Genomic DNA, 16,080 nt, shown 5'->3' on the forward strand with positions numbered 1-16,080 from the left:
CGACGCGCCTGTACTCAACCGGCCACCTTTGGCGGCGGCCGAGCCAGAGCAGTCAAACGAGACAACTCAACCAGCTGCGCCTCCTGCTAAACAACAGGCGTCAGTAGAGGCTGATCCTGACACTTCCCCCGTCGCTGAGGATCAACCGATAATCGCACCGGCAGGGCCTGCTCAAAACGAAGACAATGAAAGCCTTTCAGACGTGGAGGTTCCGGTGTCAGGGGCCCTGCCGCGTCGTTTCACCACAGCACGCAAGACCGGCCCGGCGGTCGTACCGGATGCTATCTTCGTAGGGGCTCCGATAGGTGCCGACGAGCCACAACTGCAAGCCAGCAACATCGACAAAGACGCTCTGTTGGCCCGCATCAGCCGTGAGGTTCAAGGTGACAATTCGGTGCTCTACAAGCTCGATGCCGAGCCTGCTTTCGTTGACCGTGGGTCGCGCCTGGAGATGGTCCAAGGCGCAGGTCAGGAAGATGAGAAGGTAATAGCTGCGTTGCTCACGGCAGCACAGTTCTACCGGGGGCGCATCGAACTGACCGGCAGTGACGAATTCAAGGCAAAAGCCATCGAGCTGATTGCTCAGCACCAGATCAATGTGGAGATGAAGAACCCTGCGCAGCAAATGTTGCTGGACGATGCCCGTAACGCGTTGAAGCAGCCACCTGTAACGCTTGATGCCATTCATGGTGATACCCCACCGCCGTATGGTGGTCCACAGCCGTCACAGGCGAAGCCCTCGGCACCGCAACCTCAACAAGCCGCGCCGGCGAGTACTGCTTATCAGCCGCTGGAGGTTGAGGGTCTGCAGCGGCCACTGGTTCAACCTGCACTACCGGCACAGCCCGACGCACCGGTCATCAATCCGCCCTCGGCAGCTCCAGCATCGGATCAGCCTGCAACGTCAGCGAATCAGCAGGTGTCGCCCGCCATCCATCAGCCTTTCCAGGCGGCCAAGGATGGCGTGACAGGCAAGATCCTCAAATTTGGCCAGAAGCCGTTTCGTTTTGAGCCAGACAAGCCCGAGAGCACCTTCATTACACTGCGTACCAAGAACGGTGTTCAGACTTTTTGGGGCAAGGAGCTGGCGGGGCTGCTGCGCCAAACCCGTGTGCAGCCAGGCAAGATGGTGACGTTGCAGTGGCTGGGCAATTTTCCGGTTACCGTCAAGGTGCCCCGCAAAAACGATCAGGGCGTCACCGTGGGTTACGACGATAAAGACGTCCATCGCAACCAATGGGCCCTAAAGGTAGAGGGTAACCCCGCAGTACGTTCTGGCCAGGATGAGGGCGTCAAACTCGGCGCCTATGACGCCGGGCGTTTCGCCGTGGTGCAACAAGCCTGGCTTGCGCAACTGGGCGTGGAGGCTCCCTTGCCCACGCCACCCACGGATGGCCTGTATTGGTTGACCCCAAACGGTGAAGGCAGCGCAAAAACGGGTGACGAGCTGTCAGCCCCTCGGCCGCCGATCGACCCCAACAACACAGCGGGACAACCCGTCATCAGCAGTTGGTCACAGGATGGCCATCTGGACATGTACTTGGTGCGCGGCGATGGTCCCTACCTGCAAGGTGTAGTGCGTCAGGGGGATCAGATGCAGCATGTATTGGTGAGTCTGCCAGGCCGTGACGAAGGGCCGTCGATGGTGTTTAACGCCATTACCCCCGAAGGCCTGCTGCCGATCGGCACGGGCAATGGCATCAACCGCTCTGGTGGCGAGCCGGTTTCGAGAGAGCACATTGCTTTCAAGCTCGAAGGCGACAGTGCTGTGCGCATTGGCAAGCTTGACGCGCCTGGCGAGATGCCCCCCACCTTGCACAACCTATTGGGCTTCGATCAGCGCTGGAAAGAGGAAAACACCCTCCCAAAGTCAGCTCCCACAGCGGCACCGTCAGTACAGCCGAGCGATCCACGTCCGGTGTAAAACGCAAACAGCAAAGGAACTCATCATGAAGAAAAGCATGTGCGGTGCACTGCTGATGGTTGTGTGCTGCCTGCCCGTTGTGGGAAACGCAGCAGTTTGCCGCTCAGGACAAGCGGCCAGTGTGGGCAGTCAGACTGCGTATGAGCGGGCCAAGAAGGCGTCGGACGTGTGGGCAGAGCGCGAGCGCACCGTCTCAGACGAACTCCAGGATTGCTTGTCGCGCATTCGCACCACCAGCATCAGCCTTCCCTCGTTTCCAAGCCTGGAAGACCTGATGAACCAGGTGGCCGATCAGGTATGCCAGGCGGCGGTGGACAAGATCAACAGCCACATCCCCAGCGGCTCGGACCCTTGGCAGTCGGTAGGAGGTTCATTGTGACTGACTCATCAGAGAAGTTGCTGCCCGTGGAGGAGTCTCTGGAAAAACCTCACCTCCCCACGGCGGAAGATCAGCACACGTTCGAGCATGCCATGCAGTTGCAGCGTGACCGTGCGTTAGGTGCGGCTTTCGCCCATCGCTGTCTGACCGCAGTGCTTTGGATGGCACCTGCACTGGTGCTATCGGTCAGCGTGAATGGCTACTTGGGCTGGCAGGTCGCCCATCCTCCGGTGAAGTACTTCGCGGCCGAGGGTGGTCGCGTGACCAAGATCATCCCTACGGACAAACCAGGGCATAGCAGGCGTGACGTGTCGGCCTTTGGGGCCGACACCATTCGCCAGAGCTTCACTCTGGACTTCGTGCATTACCGCGATCAGATGACCCAACTGGGCGAGCGCTACTCGGAAGTGGGCTTCCAGGACTATTACAAAGCCTTGGTGGCCTCGAACCTGCTCAAAGCGGTCAAGGATCAGCGCATGAACCTCTGGGTAGACGTTGGCCCAGGTGTGATTCGCGGTAGTGGGACGATCGGGGACAAGTTTGCCTGGGAGTACCAGTACCCCGTGACTTTGAAGCTGGATGGTCAACAATCCGGCAGTCCGCCTCAGCGCTTCATTTTTACTCTGCGCATTCAGCAGACGGATGTACGCGTGAAAAACGCAGGATTGGAAGTCACGCAAGTGATTACCACCAACGCTAACTGATACGCACTGGTGCATTTGGTGCGCGTTTAATCGGCTCCGCTAGACAGGAACCTCCTATGAAAACTTCAATTGCGCTGGCCCTATGGCTAGCGGCAAGCGGCTACGCCTGGGCGGATGAAACTGTCAGCCCAGAGGCCGCTCCGGCTAAATCTGCGGTTCCCCCCTCTGCCCCTGTTCCGCCTGCTGCGGGGGCTGCACCTTCGGGCTGGGCTACGGGCGTGGGTGTAAACCCAGCAGCACAGAAAGCCGGCTCGCCGGCACAAGGTAATGGCCATGTGAATGCAGCACCAGCTCAGCAACCGTCTGGAAATGATCCGCTCCCTCCGCCGCCATCCGAGCTTTTTCAAAAGGCTCAGGACAGCGTTTCTCCGCTGACTCCCCAAGAGATTCGGCAACTGCGCGGACAGGTTGGAGAGGTTGACAAGGCCATGGCCTCTCCGCAGGTCGCCATTGTGCCGAGAATCAGCGCACAAACGGTGAATCTGTCGCCGGGGGCCAGTTTGCCGCTGGTGCGCACGGCGGTGAACTACCCCACTTCCTTGACCTTTATCGACAGTACCGGCGCGCCGTGGAACCTGGGCGCCGCGCCCATCAGTGGCAACCCCGATATCACGCCGTATTACGTACCCAATAGCCCGGTCATGGTCTTGTACGCCGCAAAGCCTTTTGCCAGCGGAAACGTCACGGTTTACCTGAAAGGTTTGGCCGTGCCGATCATGCTCTACGTCAGCAGCGGGGAGTCGGATACCAAGGCCCAGACGTGGGCAGTGGACGCTCGCCTGGACTTGCGTGTGCCTAGGCGTGGGCCAGGTGCTCAGCCAGGCGCCGCTCCCGAGGTCCGTATCGGCTTGCACGATCGGGTGCTGCAGGGGTTTCTCGATGGCGTTCCACCCAAGGAGGCCAAACAGCTCAAAACCACCGGCAACGTGCCAGACACCACGGTGTGGCAAATGGGTGACGACCTGTACATCCGCACGCGGGCTGATATCCGGGACGAGTTCGAATCCACGTTGTCGTCGGCAGACGGTACGCATCTCTGGAAATTACCCGTGACGCCCTATGTGTCGTTCTCAGTCATGGGCCACACAGCGGCCCTCAACGTCGCCTTGGAGTAAGCATCATGGCAAACGAAAACGATGCCAAACGCGACATGAAACTCACCGCAGCGCTGGTTGGAGGCGCATTGGTGGTCGTTTTTGGCGGTGCCTATTACCTTTGGGACTGGCTGGCCAGGCCTGAGCCGGCGCAATCGAAGGTAGACCTGGGTCGAGTAGCACAAGCTTCGCGCAGCCACAGCACTGAAAGCCCTGCCTATCGCGATCTGCTCAAGCAATACAACGAGGAAGGGGCCAGCACGGCTAAAAACGAAAACAGCAGCTTCATTGCCAGTATGCCCATGGAGCAGACGAGCGTGATGCTGCCTGTGACGAAGGCCAAGCCTGCCCCTCAGGCAGAGCCTACCGCCCGGCGTAGCCGTACTCGTCAGGACGAGAACTCAAAAGACTCCGAAAAGAAGGAAGACCCGCGTCTGAAGGCATTGCTAGAACGGATCAATCCTGAAAAAAAAGCCGAAGAGCGGCCGTCCGGACTGGTATTCGCCCATGTTTTAGGGGGAACTAACGCTTTGAATGGCTCAGGCGATACGACCACGGGTTCTGCTGGAGGCTATGACGGCTGGAGTGAAACCCTGCCGGGAGGTGCCAAGCTGAAAACCGCTTCCATTAAAAGCACCGCAGAACCCTATTCACCTGTCGAAGTGGTGCCGCCCTACTGGCGCGGGGCTGGCGTGATCGATATAGGTGTGGACTCGGACAACAGCACCACGCCGGTGCTGGGCAAGCTGTCCGGGCCTTATGCCGGGGCTGTGCTCAAGGCACCCGAGGGCGCCAGGTTGGCCGGTGATGGTGTGGTGATCCACTTCACTGAAATGGCCTTCAAGGGCGTCAATTACAAAGTCGATGCCTATGCGCTTCAGGACGACACCCTGTTGGCCAACGTGGCTTCTGAAGTGAACCACCGCTACATGTCACGCATTGTGTTGCCAGCGGTACTGGGCGGCATTGGCAATATCAGCGACATGTACTCACAAGCCAATACTCAGGTCCTCAGCAATGGCTTTTCCACCCAGACCGCTCGACCAGGCATGCCGGATGGAACGGCGGTCGCCGGTACCATTCTGGGCGGTGCCGCCGGCCAGGCGGCCAAAGTGCTGACGGATGATGCCGCTCGCACCCCGGCCACCCAGGTCAATGTGTTCAAGGGGCAGGTGGTCGCGATTCAGTTCATGCGAGGCGTATACGCAGGTGATGCCGTTGCCCCAGGGCGAAGCGGTGAAACGGTGCAACCTGCGGCTCCCGCTCAGGCCGTCATGTCGGCACAACCCCAGTCCCCAGCCCAACCGCTGACGCCTGATCAATGGCGTGCGCAGACCCAGACGCGAATCCAGGCGCAGCGCAAGCTGCAGGAGAGTCAACAATGAGCGAGTTCAGTCCAGCAGAGCCCAAGGCATCGACGATTGAAATGCCGGCTCCCACCCAGGCTCCCAGTCGTAGCGTGTGGCAACGCCCGATCGTCATGGGGCTTTCACTTCCCTGGCTGATCGGCATTGCCCTGGTATTGGCACTGGCTGGCTGGTACTTGTTTGGCCCCGAGAAAACCGCGTCAGTCAATCGTCTGGCCTTTGAAAATGACTTCGAACAGCAGCCTTTGCCCGCTGAACAGTCGAGTACCCACCCTGTTGCAGCCGCTGCCGAGTCTGATTTGGGCCAGTTCAAGAACGAGGTTGCGGCCATGATCGGCGGGGTACGTACCTACGCAGAGGTGAATCGCACCGCGATCCAGCGCTTGTCCGAAACGATCAAGACTCAGGGGGTTGCACAACAGGCGCTGCAACAGCAACTGACCGAGGCACAAGCGCAAAACAGCGTCTTGTCAGCACGTCTGTCCTTCCTTGAAGGACGACCCGGCGCGACGACCACGACACAGCAGGCCAGCAAGCCAGTCGCTAAAACACGTTCGCCGTTGAATGGCATGCGCGTGCAAGCCATTCAGAACGGCATGGCCTGGGTGTACTGGCAGGACAAGACCTGGGCCGTCAGTCCCGGCGAGAAACTGGGCCAGGTGACCGTCACCGGTATCAATCCCCAGGCCCGCGAAGTGCTGACCAGCGCGGGCACAATCAAATGAGGTAAATCATGGACGGCAGTACTGACGCGATTCAAATGTTGGTCAATCTGTCCCACAACCTGCTGACTTCCTTTGTCAACTTTGCCTTCACGCTGGGCAGCTTGTTTGCGGTCACTGGCGCTGTGAGCTACCTCGCCACTCACGCCAGTGCCGCGCGCAAAGCACCTGGCCATGCGGAAGGTGGCGGCAAGGTCATCGCTGTGTTGTTGCTCTGTGGAGGCCTGGCTGGCCTCGATCAAATGATCGGTGCTGCCGCTCGCCAGTTGGGTTGGCAGGGCGCGACCTTCGATGCCATCAGCTACGTGGACGTGGGCACCTTTGGTGTCGCAGCCGATGCGGCCAATGCCGTGTTAAGTCTGGTGCGCATGCTGGGCGTCTGGTTCGCGCTGCAAGGCATGTTGTCCTGGAAACGCTCGTTCAAGGACGGGCATACGGGCCTATCGGCCAGTCAGGACGTTTCAAGCGGTACCCTCAAGTTTATTCTGGGCGTTTTTTGCGTCTGCAGTCCGTATCTGCTGAGCGCCCTGCAAAAGACCCTCGGCCTGCTGTAAGCAGATCGGGATTCCAAAGCGCCTCGGCGCACCTTCGATTGTTACACCCTGCTTATTAATCCATAGGAGTTGGCTATGTCCAAAGACGTAATGCTGTGCGCTGCTGTTCGCCTGTCGATTTTCAAAGATGGTCTGCGTCAACACATATTGAAAGGCCTGGCGGCAGCGATAGCTGCCAACCCAGTGCTGGCTTTTGCCGGTGCCGGCGGTGCCGACATTGCCGGGATGGGTGATTCGGCAGCGGTAGGCGCCACGTCGCTTAAGAAATCTGCACTGACCATTGCTCAGTTTGTCGGTGTGATCTTCGTGATCGGTGGGCTGGTCGCGGCCAAGAACAAGAAAGACAACCCGCAGATCAAAATCGGCGCGATCGTCGCGTCCATCCTGTTCGGGGTATGCCTGGTGGTTGTGCCTGAAATCATCAAGCGCTCACAAGCGCAGGTCGGCCTGGCACCCGTGGATGTGGGCTAAGCCAACCTTCCTGCGGTGACTTCGGTCATCGCAGGGCTACGGTTCAAGGGTATTGCTGACGGGCGTGTAGGATGCGCAGCACGTCGATAGTGTCGGCCCCTACCTGATAAACCACTAGGTAGTTGGGATGCAAAACGCATTCACGCGTTCCGGGTTCGCGACCGTGGCGGAACAGGTAGGGTGCTGATGGAAGGCCTTCAACGGCCTTCAATATGTTGGCGTTCAGCGCCTCGGCGGCGACGGGGTTACGCTGCTCGATGTAGTCGATAATTTCCACCAAGTCGGTGGAGGCCTCATCAGCCCAGCGAATTGTTAGCACGGGCCTTCCTTCGCTCTGCTAGGGCGGTTTGCACCTTCGCCATTGCCTCGTCGTGGGGCAAACGTGGCTTAGTGCTGTTTATGGCTTCCTGCACCTTGGCCCGAAACCAGCGGTCATAGCTGTCTGCTTGTTCCTGTGTTTCGAACTCGGAAACGATGGGGGAAAGTTGGGTGCTCATAGAGACCTCCTATTTAGATACCCAACAGCTTAACCCTTCCGGGTCTTTCTGTCGTTTGGCCCGGACCACGTGCACCATTGCGGATCAACCGCTGTACTCCTGACGCAAACCTGCGGCGGCTAGCCGTTCATGCCAAATAACCACGACTTTTCCTAATTCTGAAAATAATCCGGAAGGCGAAGCTATGGATGTTGATCTATCGCATATCCCCCTGATGCTCGATGTCAGCGGTGATCCTGAAACGCCGGTACCGACGGCTATGCCTGGCGAGCAATGCGCTTGCTGCGGACTGTGGACCCAAAAGCTGTGGCAGGGGGCTCGATCAGGGTTTACCGCCTCCCATGCGGTTTGCACCCTGTGCTACCTGGCCGGGCACTTGGACAGCCCTACGGCGGCTCACGGCGTGCTGGCCTACCTGCCCGGTATGGCCATGACGGATGTGCATCACCTGCAGCGCCGTGCGCTGATTGCCATTCTCGGCGGTACCCGCACGCAGCGTGCCCAAGGCAAAAGGGTTCTGCTCTGGCTGGCTCGACATGGCCGTGAGGTGGAACAAGCCTGGGGTACGACGCGAGCGGGGGAGTTCGCGCTGGCTCTTCAGCGCCTTGCTCCTCACAAGCGTTTAACGCTGCAAACCCGCCTTGAGGGCTGCGCACTGATTTTACCCGCTGACATGTTTGCTGATCTCACGTTGCTGCTGCCCACCGGCAAAACCGTTGCGTCAGCGCTCACTTCCCGCAGCTGGGACACTTATACCCGGAGTGACTTTTATGCCGAGCTTGATCCGTTGGGTTGAAGACCTGATCACAGAAACCTCCCGGTTTGCCGTATCACGCGATCTGCCCGACTATTGCGACTTGAACACGGTACTGCGTCTGACGGACGACGATCGCACTCGCCACCCAGCCCTCAATGCCCCGTATGTACTGGTCAACGACGATGGCGATTACTGCTCGGTGTATGCCGTTGCCGGCAGTTTTTGTGACACCGACGAAGCGGCACCCCTGGAGGCCCCTTATTCCTGGGCCGGCCGCTTGGAGCGCATGATGCATGCGCTGACAGCCCACTATCGCCGACATGGACACAAAATCAGCCTGGTGTTCGATGATGACCCTGATCGAGGCCGCGAGGACGTCGAACGCCTGCTGGCCCCTCAGTACGCTTCTGTCAAACGGACCGGCATCGACTTGACGCCGATCCTGGACGAAAACGTTGAAAAGCTGGCCCCCTGGGTTTCGCGCGAACGCTGCTACCTGGTGTGTTACACCGGGCGCAAGACGCTCTCGGCGCATGAACTGATCGACGAAAATCGCCGTATCAAGCAATTGATCGGGCAAAGCCCGGATGCACGGTATGGACAAAATCCGGTCCTGGCTGAAATGGCCGGCCTGAAAATTCGCCACGACGCCTTCATGAGCGCTGTGGAAGCTGCCTTTAAAGATGACGGCCAGGGTGTGCTGCTGGAACTGCTCGATGCCCATGCAGTGGGCCAGGCGCTGCGCTCTCAAGTGGACCGGCTCGGTACCAGTGAGCATTGGTACCCGCTGCTCCCTGATGATCCGATCACCCCGCACGGTGTACGTAACGGCGACGATCACACACCGTTTCTGGCCCCGCAGCTGAAGTTTCAGCTGATGAACCAGGACATGGAAACCAACGGCAACAAGCTCTGCGTCAATGGGATGTGGCATGGGACCTTGTCTGTCGTCTTGGGGCCGCAGACGCCGCAGACCTTTGCCAAGCTCAAAGCGCTGGTCCCTCGCGGCGTGCCTTGGCGCGTACGCATGGACCTGATGCCTGGAGGCATGAAGTCGCTGGGCATGAAAAAAGGCACGTTGGACTTCATGGCGTTTGTGCCGCCGCTTCGCCCCATCTGGAACTCCATCGAAACGTTGACGAAAGTCGAGCAGCAGGAGCCGGTGTGTGTCATGACGATCATGGCATCGACCTGGGGAGACAGCCAGGCCGCAGTGACGCGCCATCTGACGCTGCTGACCCAGGCCTTTCAGGCCTGGGGGGTGTGCGAGGTGACGCAAACCTTCGGCAACCCGGTACGCGCATGGGCCTCGACGCTGGTGGCTTCCAGCAAAGGCAGTGGCCCGAACCTGTTGTATCCGCCGCTTTCAGAGGCGCTGAACCTGCTGCCGCTGACCCGACCGGCCTCGGCTTGGGAGGAGGACGGCAACGCCTTGTTCGCTACGCTCGATGGCAAGCTCTATCCGGTCGGTCTGGCCACCCCCAAGCAGAACAAGCTCACCAGTGTGGTCACCGGCTCTTCCGGCCAGGGCAAGTCGGTGCTGCTGAACAAGCTGGGCAATGTCACGGTGTCCAGCGCCCAGCAGCGATTACCGTTCATGGCGGGGGTGGACAAAGGTTTCTCGATGCAAGGTCAAGTCGCCTTGCTGCGCGACAGTCTGCCGCCGGATCGTAAGGACGAGGTCGTGGGCATTGTGCTGCAGAACAGCCCCAAGCATTGCCGGAACCTGTTCGATATCCAGCTGGGCGCGCGGTTCCCGATCGCCCCCGAGCGTAACTGGATCATCAGCATGCTCACGGCCATGTGCATTGATCCCTCTACCGGCAATCCGCCTAACGAACGCGATACCCGGCAGATACTGGACCGCGTCATCAGCATGGCCTATACCGCCAATGCCGAAAAAAGCCCCAGACGCTGGGGGCGCGGGGTCGTCCCCGAAGTGGACACTGCCTTGGATAAAAGCGGGTTGATCGAGCGTTATCCGGCCCAGTGGTGGGATAGCAGTACCTGGTATGAGGTGCGCGATCTGTTGTTTGAAGCAGGCTTTGTTAAGGAAGCGCAGCTGGCCCAGTTCGAAGCGGTGCCGGAACTGGCCGACATGACCACCTTCCTGAACCATGAAGACGTACAGAGCGCCTATGGTCGGGTGCAACGCGATGGCAGTCAGGAGCTGTTGCTGGAGTACTTGCACCGATGCATGACTGACGCCTGTAGAGAATTCAAGATGTTGGCCGGGCGTACGCAGTTCTTGATCAGTCCACGCACGCGAGTGATCGCGATCGATCTGAACAATGTCATGGGTGATAACACCACCAATGCTGGTCACCTGAAAACCGGAATCATGTTCCTGTTTGCGGGCCAGGTGGCGGGGGGAGATTTTGTGTTGCCGCAATACCGGGATGAGCTGTTGGAGGCGGTGCCCACGCTTTACCACCCCATGCATCTCGACCGCTTAGAGCAGCTGGATCAGGAGGTCAAAACCAAGGTCTACGACGAGCTGCACAATGCGAAACAGGTGCCCTTCATCTTTCCCATGCTGGAAACCCAGGACCGTGAGCAACGCAAATTCGGCATACGCACGGTGTTGTCCTCGCAGTACGTGAGCGACTTTCCCGACGCCATTCTGAATTCGGCCAACTCGCTGTACATGATGGAGGTGGACCCCAAGGACGAGAAGCTTCTGACCGACACCATCAAAGTGCCCAAGGTCACTCTGCAGCGCTTTCAGCGTTTGGGCTCAGGTCCAGCAGCGGATGGCAGCGGCGTACCGTTTTTGGGCGTGTTCCGAATCAAGGGTGGCGGCACCCTGGCGCGCATTCTGAAAAACGCCATGGGGCCCCTGGAGCTATGGGCGTTGGGTTCTTCACCGACTGACAGTGCCCTGCGCAGGTTGCTATATGACGCCGTCGGCGGTGCCACGGCTCGCGCCATCCTGGCCGAAGCCTTTCCCCAGGGCACGGCAGAAAAACTCATCGCGCTGCGCCAGAAGCAAGCGGGTGAAGCGGATTCCAACAACGTGATTCGCACGCTGGCCAACGAGTTGATCAAACGGCGCGGCTACAACCTCTAGCCAATAAACGGAGAGCACATTCCATGAATAACGAAAATGATTCCCTGCACGACGCTTTGCGTGAAGCGAGCCCGGATCAATTACAGGCTTTGGCGGAGCTGGCCACCTGGATGGCAAAGCACCATCGGTTGCTGGTCGTTGGCCGGTCGAACGGTGTTCGGATCGGCGCTACGGATAAGGTCATCCAGTTCATGCGCGAACACCTTGCCCCCGAGCTGGCGGGGAAGGTCTCGGAGAATCTGGTGCGCCTCGTGAAATGATATGAGATTAGGAAAATGGCTATGAGAGAAGTCTTTGTCAGTGCGGTTCATCCGGCTATTGGACGGTTGTATTGGGTATTTACATCAAACGCTGATTGCAACTATCCAGATCACTACAGCCTTACCGACAGAAGAGAGCTGGCCTTTCGGCTTCCGAAAGGGTGGAGGGATCACGACTCACTTCACTGGCTGTATAAATCGCACATTTACAAAGTGTTCGATCCTGATGACCTCTTTGGCGACTATGCCGAAATAGCGGATGACGAAATGAGTGAAGTCCAGGAACAGCGCCTTTCGGGTTTGCTTGCAGGCTTGCATGCCAAAAGCGGCCAGACCGTTGAAGAATTCAGGCTATGGATGTTCCGTGCGGCCTGGGTGGATATACCTGTCCTCCAAACCGTCGAAAGTTGAAGGAAATGATCATGAAACGACTTCAGGCTTTAACAGCGCTGACCGTGGGCCTGCTCCAAGCCCAACAAGTACTGGCGTACGTCCAGCCGGTGGCCGTCACGGGCAGTGTTCCTATTGAAACGCAGGTGATGCCGGCCATGGGCGGCCTTCAAGCTACCCTGGCGGAAATCCTGACCACTGAGACACAAATCGGCACGGCCATCGTGCAGGCCAGTGACAAGCAAGTCGCGGTTATTTCTGAGGCCGCACGTGCCCAGCGCGAGGCCGATATTTTTGGCCGTCAGACCGAGCGCCTGGAGCGTGCCCGAGAACAGTACTCGGTCGCTGACAGCATCTGCAGCGAGTCGGCCTCTGGGGTCGCGGCCACGGTGGGGAAGGTGAGCCGTGCGCAAACGGCGGTGCTGGCCAGCGGGGCAGGCGTCGGCAGTGCTGTGGTGCAGAAGACCATCGCTTCCGAGCCCGTGGCCTCGCGTCAGGGTGGCTATCGCAGTGCCGCCATGCACGCGCAGTACTGCACACAAAGCGAATCGGCCCAGTACGGCGGTACAGATCTGTGCCCGCAGGTCTCAAGCTTGCCTGGAGGCGACATCGAAATGCGCTCGTTGATCGACGGGGCGGGAGCCGTGGGCAAGGCCCCTGACCTGACGTTCAATCAGGATCAGGTCGATGCGGGCATGGCGTACATGAAGAACTCGGCACGCCATGACGGGGGGCGGGCACCGGGCAAGGGCGATATCCAGTCGGCCACGGGACGTGAGTATCAGGGGCTGATGACCCAGTACAAGGCGATTCAGAGCGCCGCGACTCAACCGCAGCTAGACATTATCGCCGCCAGTCAGGCCAATCCGGCCACACAGGAGGCATTGCAAGAGGCGCTACAGAATCCATCAGCGGCGGAGTATTTCGCTTCAACGGGAAGCCAGCAAGCACAACGCACCGGGGTGATGAGCGAGCGCGAGTTCGAGGCTTTCGAGGTGGGCAGGCGCTATGCCAATACCGCCTATGAAACCGACCTTCAGGCCCTGAGCGGAGACAACCTGATGCGTGAATTGGTGCGCGTGCAGAGCCTGGGCAACTGGCTGCAGTTGGGACTCAAAAACGACCAACGCCAGGCCAACATCATTGCCGGCCAGCAACTGGCCCTGGCAGCAGACGCCAAATACGTTCCGCAGCTTCAGGAACTGGGAGCAAAAATGAGTTCGGGAGTCACCGCACATGAAAACTGAACCTGACACAACCAAGCACGTGGACGAACAATCGCCGCGGGACGATAAGCATTCGGGCACACCGTTACGGCGCGCCGGCCATGTGGGGCTGTCGATCCTCAACCCGTTCTCTGATCTGGCGGTGATCTATCGCCGGGGCATAAAACCGACGGTACAAAAGCTGAAGCTACTGAAGACGTTGCTGACCCCGGCGTCAGCAACGACTGAGGCAGATGCAGTTGGTATCAGCTGGAGTGTGGCTGTCGCTCGTTCGGGAAGGACCATCGAACAGCTGCTGACCGTCTACAACCGCATCCGGACGGCATGGTGGTGTTTGCTGATGGTCAGCACCAGCCTGAGTGTTCTGCTGCTGGCCATGCTGCTGTTGGCCAACTTCAGCCTGCCATTGAGCACCTTTCTTCGGGCGACGGTAACGCTCCTGGTCCTGGGATCAATCGCCAGTTTGGGCTTCGTCAAAACGCTGATCGCGACCTACCGACTGTGGCAACTGCAGAAAAGGCGCGTCAGCGTAGCGGAACGAGGGACCTTCAAAGACTTTCTGGCCGAGACCCGGTGGTGCCGGCTGGTGCTTACTCGCGGCCACCTCAAGTAATACTGACCTCTAAATATGGACAGATGCCATGAACCTCATTAAACGCTTCTGGTGGATGGGTCTTCTGCTGGTCTTCTCCGTGCCGGTACTGGCCGATAACGTGGATTACCAGACGATCGCGGCAGCCTCCCAAAAGCCCAATGACCTCTCGCGCCAGGCGATGGTCATGATCATGGGCCAAGTAGCAGTCGATCCATTTGCACCATCACAGCCAACCTTGATTGGCTCACTGTTCGCCATTATCAATGGCGTTCTGGCCGTGATGGCCCTGTTCTGGTTTCTGACCATCACCCTGAAAACCATTGTGAAGGCTGGGCATCAGGGACAGTTTTTCGCAGGCGGTCGATCTGCGCTGTACCCGATCATGACGTTTGCCGGTTTCATCATGATCTTGCCCACCCAATCAGGTTGGTCACTGGCCCAGCTCGTCATGGTATGGGCCTGCTCCACCATGGGGGTTGGCAGTGCCAATCTGCTGACTGATAAAGCCGTGGACATGATGGACAGCGGCTACTCGATGGTGACGCAGCCCACGGCTCCTTCAACCCGAAGCGCGGCGCGGGGCATCTTTGAGATGAACCTGTGCAAGTACGCGATCAACCGTGAGCTGGAGTCGCTGTATGCGGATGGCGAAGCCAATACCCCGTTGATTACCACCAAGGGGGGCAACGGCCAATACGACACCGGCAACGGCAGCGCGGTGTGTGGTTCTGCCAAAACACCCAATACGGGCCGCACCGGGACCTGGAACCTGTTGTTTGACAGTGACGTGGACACGAGTGGGGTGATCACGGCGCAGCACCAAGCGCTAGACACCATGCAAAGCACCCTGGATCAAGCGGCACAGGCGTTCGTAGACACCTACCTGAGCAAGCGCGACCAGGATACGGGGAGCTTCCAGGACGCCGAGACGCAGATACAGAACGCAGCCGCCGCCTATGAAAACACGGTGAACCTGGCCCTCAACAAGATAGATTTCAAGGACACACTGCAAAGCCAGTTGTCGAGCCAGATCAAAAGCAGTGGTTGGGTGGCCCTGGGCAGTTGGTATCACACCTTCGCCACAGCTAATAACAAGACCAACGACGTGGCCAGCTCGACCCCGGTTGTCACGGGGATGAGTAATCTGGGCGAGCACGGTACCGGCGATTTGTATAACCAGGTGTTCGCAGCCTACAAATCGCAGGTGCAAAACAGTACCTACACGGCTCCGCTAGGGACGCAGACGGCCAAGGATGATGGCGCGGCAGCGACGGCGAAGGACCCGAATTCGGTGTTTGTGAGTTTTTTCAAAAATCCTATGCAGACGATCACCAACTTAATAGCAACTTCGACGACAGGGAACAGCTCCAGTTTTTCTAACCAAGTGAACCCACTCATCAAGATGCAGACCATTGGTGATTACACGCTGGGGACTGTTGAAACCTTGATGGCGGGGTATGCCGGAACTTGGGCAGCGGCCTCGTCGGCCAGCAACTCGCCATTGGGCTGGGGGGCCAAGATATTTGCGGTGGATGTAGGAGCGGTGGTGAAAGATGTGCTGGGTGCGCTGGCCCCGATGTTCTATTTCGTCATGTTCGCCCTGCTGGCCATCGGTTTTTCGCTGGCCGTATTTCTGCCTGCTGTACCCTTTCTGTTCTGGATGGTGGGTATATTCAACTGGGTCGTCAGTGTGCTGGTGGGCTGTGCGGCGGGCTCAATGTGGGCTGCCACGCACCTGGGGGCCGAAGAGGACAAGGGGAGTCGCAGTACCTACGGTTATATCTTTCTGATCGACATGATGCTGCGGCCCTCATTGATGGTACTGGGGTTCTTTTTTGCGTCGGTGGCCGTAATCGGTGGGGGAACTATCCTGAATCTGTTATTTGCCTCGGCGCTGGCCAATGCCAACGCGGACTCGATCGTGGGATTGTTCAAGATGATCGGGTGGCTGATGATCTATGCCCGCATTGCGACCTTTGGTGTGACTCGACTCTTCGGCCTGCAGGCGTCCCTGGCGGACTACGTGATCTCTTTTCTAGGGTCTGTTCCCGTTTCGACGTAACCTATTGA

The 16,080-nt window shown here is 58.8% G+C and carries 17 protein-coding genes; 15 read left to right on the top strand and 2 right to left on the bottom strand.

Going from position 1 to position 16,080, the window contains the following annotated elements; genetic code table 11:
* The 8 genes from DW49_RS0124590 to DW49_RS0124625 all read left to right on the top strand — a co-directional run.
* A partial coding sequence (locus tag DW49_RS0124590) for an LPD7 domain-containing protein (protein WP_029774765.1) occupies positions 1-1,924 on the top strand: 1,924 nt, incomplete at its 5' end.
* 25 nt (positions 1,925-1,949) lie between these two features.
* Positions 1,950-2,303 carry a conjugal transfer protein gene (locus DW49_RS0124595; RefSeq protein WP_005622158.1) on the top strand — a complete coding sequence of 118 codons (354 nt, stop codon included), beginning with the start codon at positions 1,950-1,952 and terminating at the stop codon, positions 2,301-2,303.
* A complete protein-coding gene (locus tag DW49_RS0124600) occupies positions 2,300-3,007 on the top strand; it encodes a DotI/IcmL family type IV secretion protein (protein ID WP_003344369.1) in 708 nt (235 codons plus the stop codon). Before DW49_RS0124595 ends, DW49_RS0124600 begins: the two co-directional genes overlap by 4 nt.
* Positions 3,008-3,063: 56 nt before the next feature.
* Positions 3,064-4,122: a DotH/IcmK family type IV secretion protein gene (locus DW49_RS1000000133965; RefSeq protein ID WP_005622162.1), complete on the top strand. Its 1,059-nt coding sequence runs from the start codon at positions 3,064-3,066 to the stop codon at positions 4,120-4,122.
* Between the two features lie 5 nt (positions 4,123-4,127).
* A complete protein-coding gene (gene traO, locus DW49_RS0124610) occupies positions 4,128-5,486 on the top strand; it encodes a conjugal transfer protein TraO (RefSeq protein WP_024420289.1) in 1,359 nt (452 codons plus the stop codon).
* Positions 5,483-6,193, top strand: a complete 711-nt coding sequence (gene traP / locus DW49_RS0124615) for a conjugal transfer protein TraP (protein ID WP_024421511.1) — start codon at positions 5,483-5,485, stop codon at positions 6,191-6,193. The genes traO and traP overlap by 4 nt, the downstream gene beginning before the upstream one ends.
* 8 nt (positions 6,194-6,201) lie before the next feature.
* Positions 6,202-6,744, top strand: a complete 543-nt coding sequence (gene traQ / locus DW49_RS0124620) for a conjugal transfer protein TraQ (protein WP_005622166.1) — start codon at positions 6,202-6,204, stop codon at positions 6,742-6,744.
* Between the two features lie 75 nt (positions 6,745-6,819).
* Entirely contained in the window at positions 6,820-7,215 is a 396-nt protein-coding gene (locus DW49_RS0124625) for a DUF6750 family protein (protein ID WP_005622168.1), read from the top strand.
* A 43-nt stretch (positions 7,216-7,258) separates the two neighbouring features.
* On the opposite strand, the gene DW49_RS0124630 is transcribed toward DW49_RS0124625, so the two are convergent.
* Complete coding sequence (locus tag DW49_RS0124630; RefSeq protein ID WP_005622170.1) at positions 7,259-7,534, bottom strand: type II toxin-antitoxin system RelE/ParE family toxin; 276 nt, start codon at positions 7,532-7,534, stop codon at positions 7,259-7,261.
* The gene (relB, locus tag DW49_RS0124635; RefSeq protein ID WP_005622172.1) at positions 7,512-7,712 is read right to left on the bottom strand and encodes a type II toxin-antitoxin system RelB family antitoxin; all 201 of its coding nucleotides are present in this window, start codon (positions 7,710-7,712) and stop codon (positions 7,512-7,514) included. Before relB ends, DW49_RS0124630 begins: the two co-directional genes overlap by 23 nt.
* Before the next feature lie 184 nt (positions 7,713-7,896).
* Between relB and DW49_RS0124640 the strand changes: the two genes are divergently transcribed.
* The 7 genes from DW49_RS0124640 to DW49_RS0124670 are packed head-to-tail and all read left to right on the top strand — an operon-like array spanning position 7,897 to position 16,072.
* Complete coding sequence (locus DW49_RS0124640) at positions 7,897-8,508, top strand: hypothetical protein (RefSeq protein WP_005622174.1); 612 nt, start codon at positions 7,897-7,899, stop codon at positions 8,506-8,508.
* Positions 8,483-11,539, top strand: coding sequence for a conjugal transfer protein (locus tag DW49_RS0124645; protein WP_024421512.1), 3,057 nt, complete (start codon positions 8,483-8,485; stop codon positions 11,537-11,539). The genes DW49_RS0124640 and DW49_RS0124645 overlap by 26 nt, the downstream gene beginning before the upstream one ends.
* Before the next feature lie 23 nt (positions 11,540-11,562).
* A complete protein-coding gene (locus DW49_RS0124650) occupies positions 11,563-11,799 on the top strand; it encodes a hypothetical protein (RefSeq protein ID WP_005622183.1) in 237 nt (78 codons plus the stop codon).
* Positions 11,800-11,820: 21 nt separating this feature from the next.
* Entirely contained in the window at positions 11,821-12,210 is a 390-nt protein-coding gene (locus DW49_RS0124655; RefSeq protein ID WP_005740376.1) for a hypothetical protein, read from the top strand.
* Between the two features lie 11 nt (positions 12,211-12,221).
* Positions 12,222-13,436 (top strand): conjugal transfer protein TraW, encoded by a 1,215-nt coding sequence (traW, locus tag DW49_RS0124660; RefSeq protein ID WP_005622185.1) that lies wholly within the window; start codon positions 12,222-12,224, stop codon positions 13,434-13,436.
* Positions 13,426-14,028, top strand: a complete 603-nt coding sequence (traX, locus tag DW49_RS0124665; RefSeq protein WP_024421513.1) for a conjugal transfer protein TraX — start codon at positions 13,426-13,428, stop codon at positions 14,026-14,028. The genes traW and traX overlap by 11 nt, the downstream gene beginning before the upstream one ends.
* 28 nt (positions 14,029-14,056) lie before the next feature.
* A complete protein-coding gene (locus DW49_RS0124670) occupies positions 14,057-16,072 on the top strand; it encodes a DotA/TraY family protein (protein WP_024421514.1) in 2,016 nt (671 codons plus the stop codon).
* Positions 16,073-16,080: the final 8 nt, after the last annotated feature.

The organism is Pseudomonas avellanae BPIC 631 (assembly GCF_000444135.1).
Classification (GTDB): domain Bacteria; phylum Pseudomonadota; class Gammaproteobacteria; order Pseudomonadales; family Pseudomonadaceae; genus Aquipseudomonas; species Aquipseudomonas avellanae.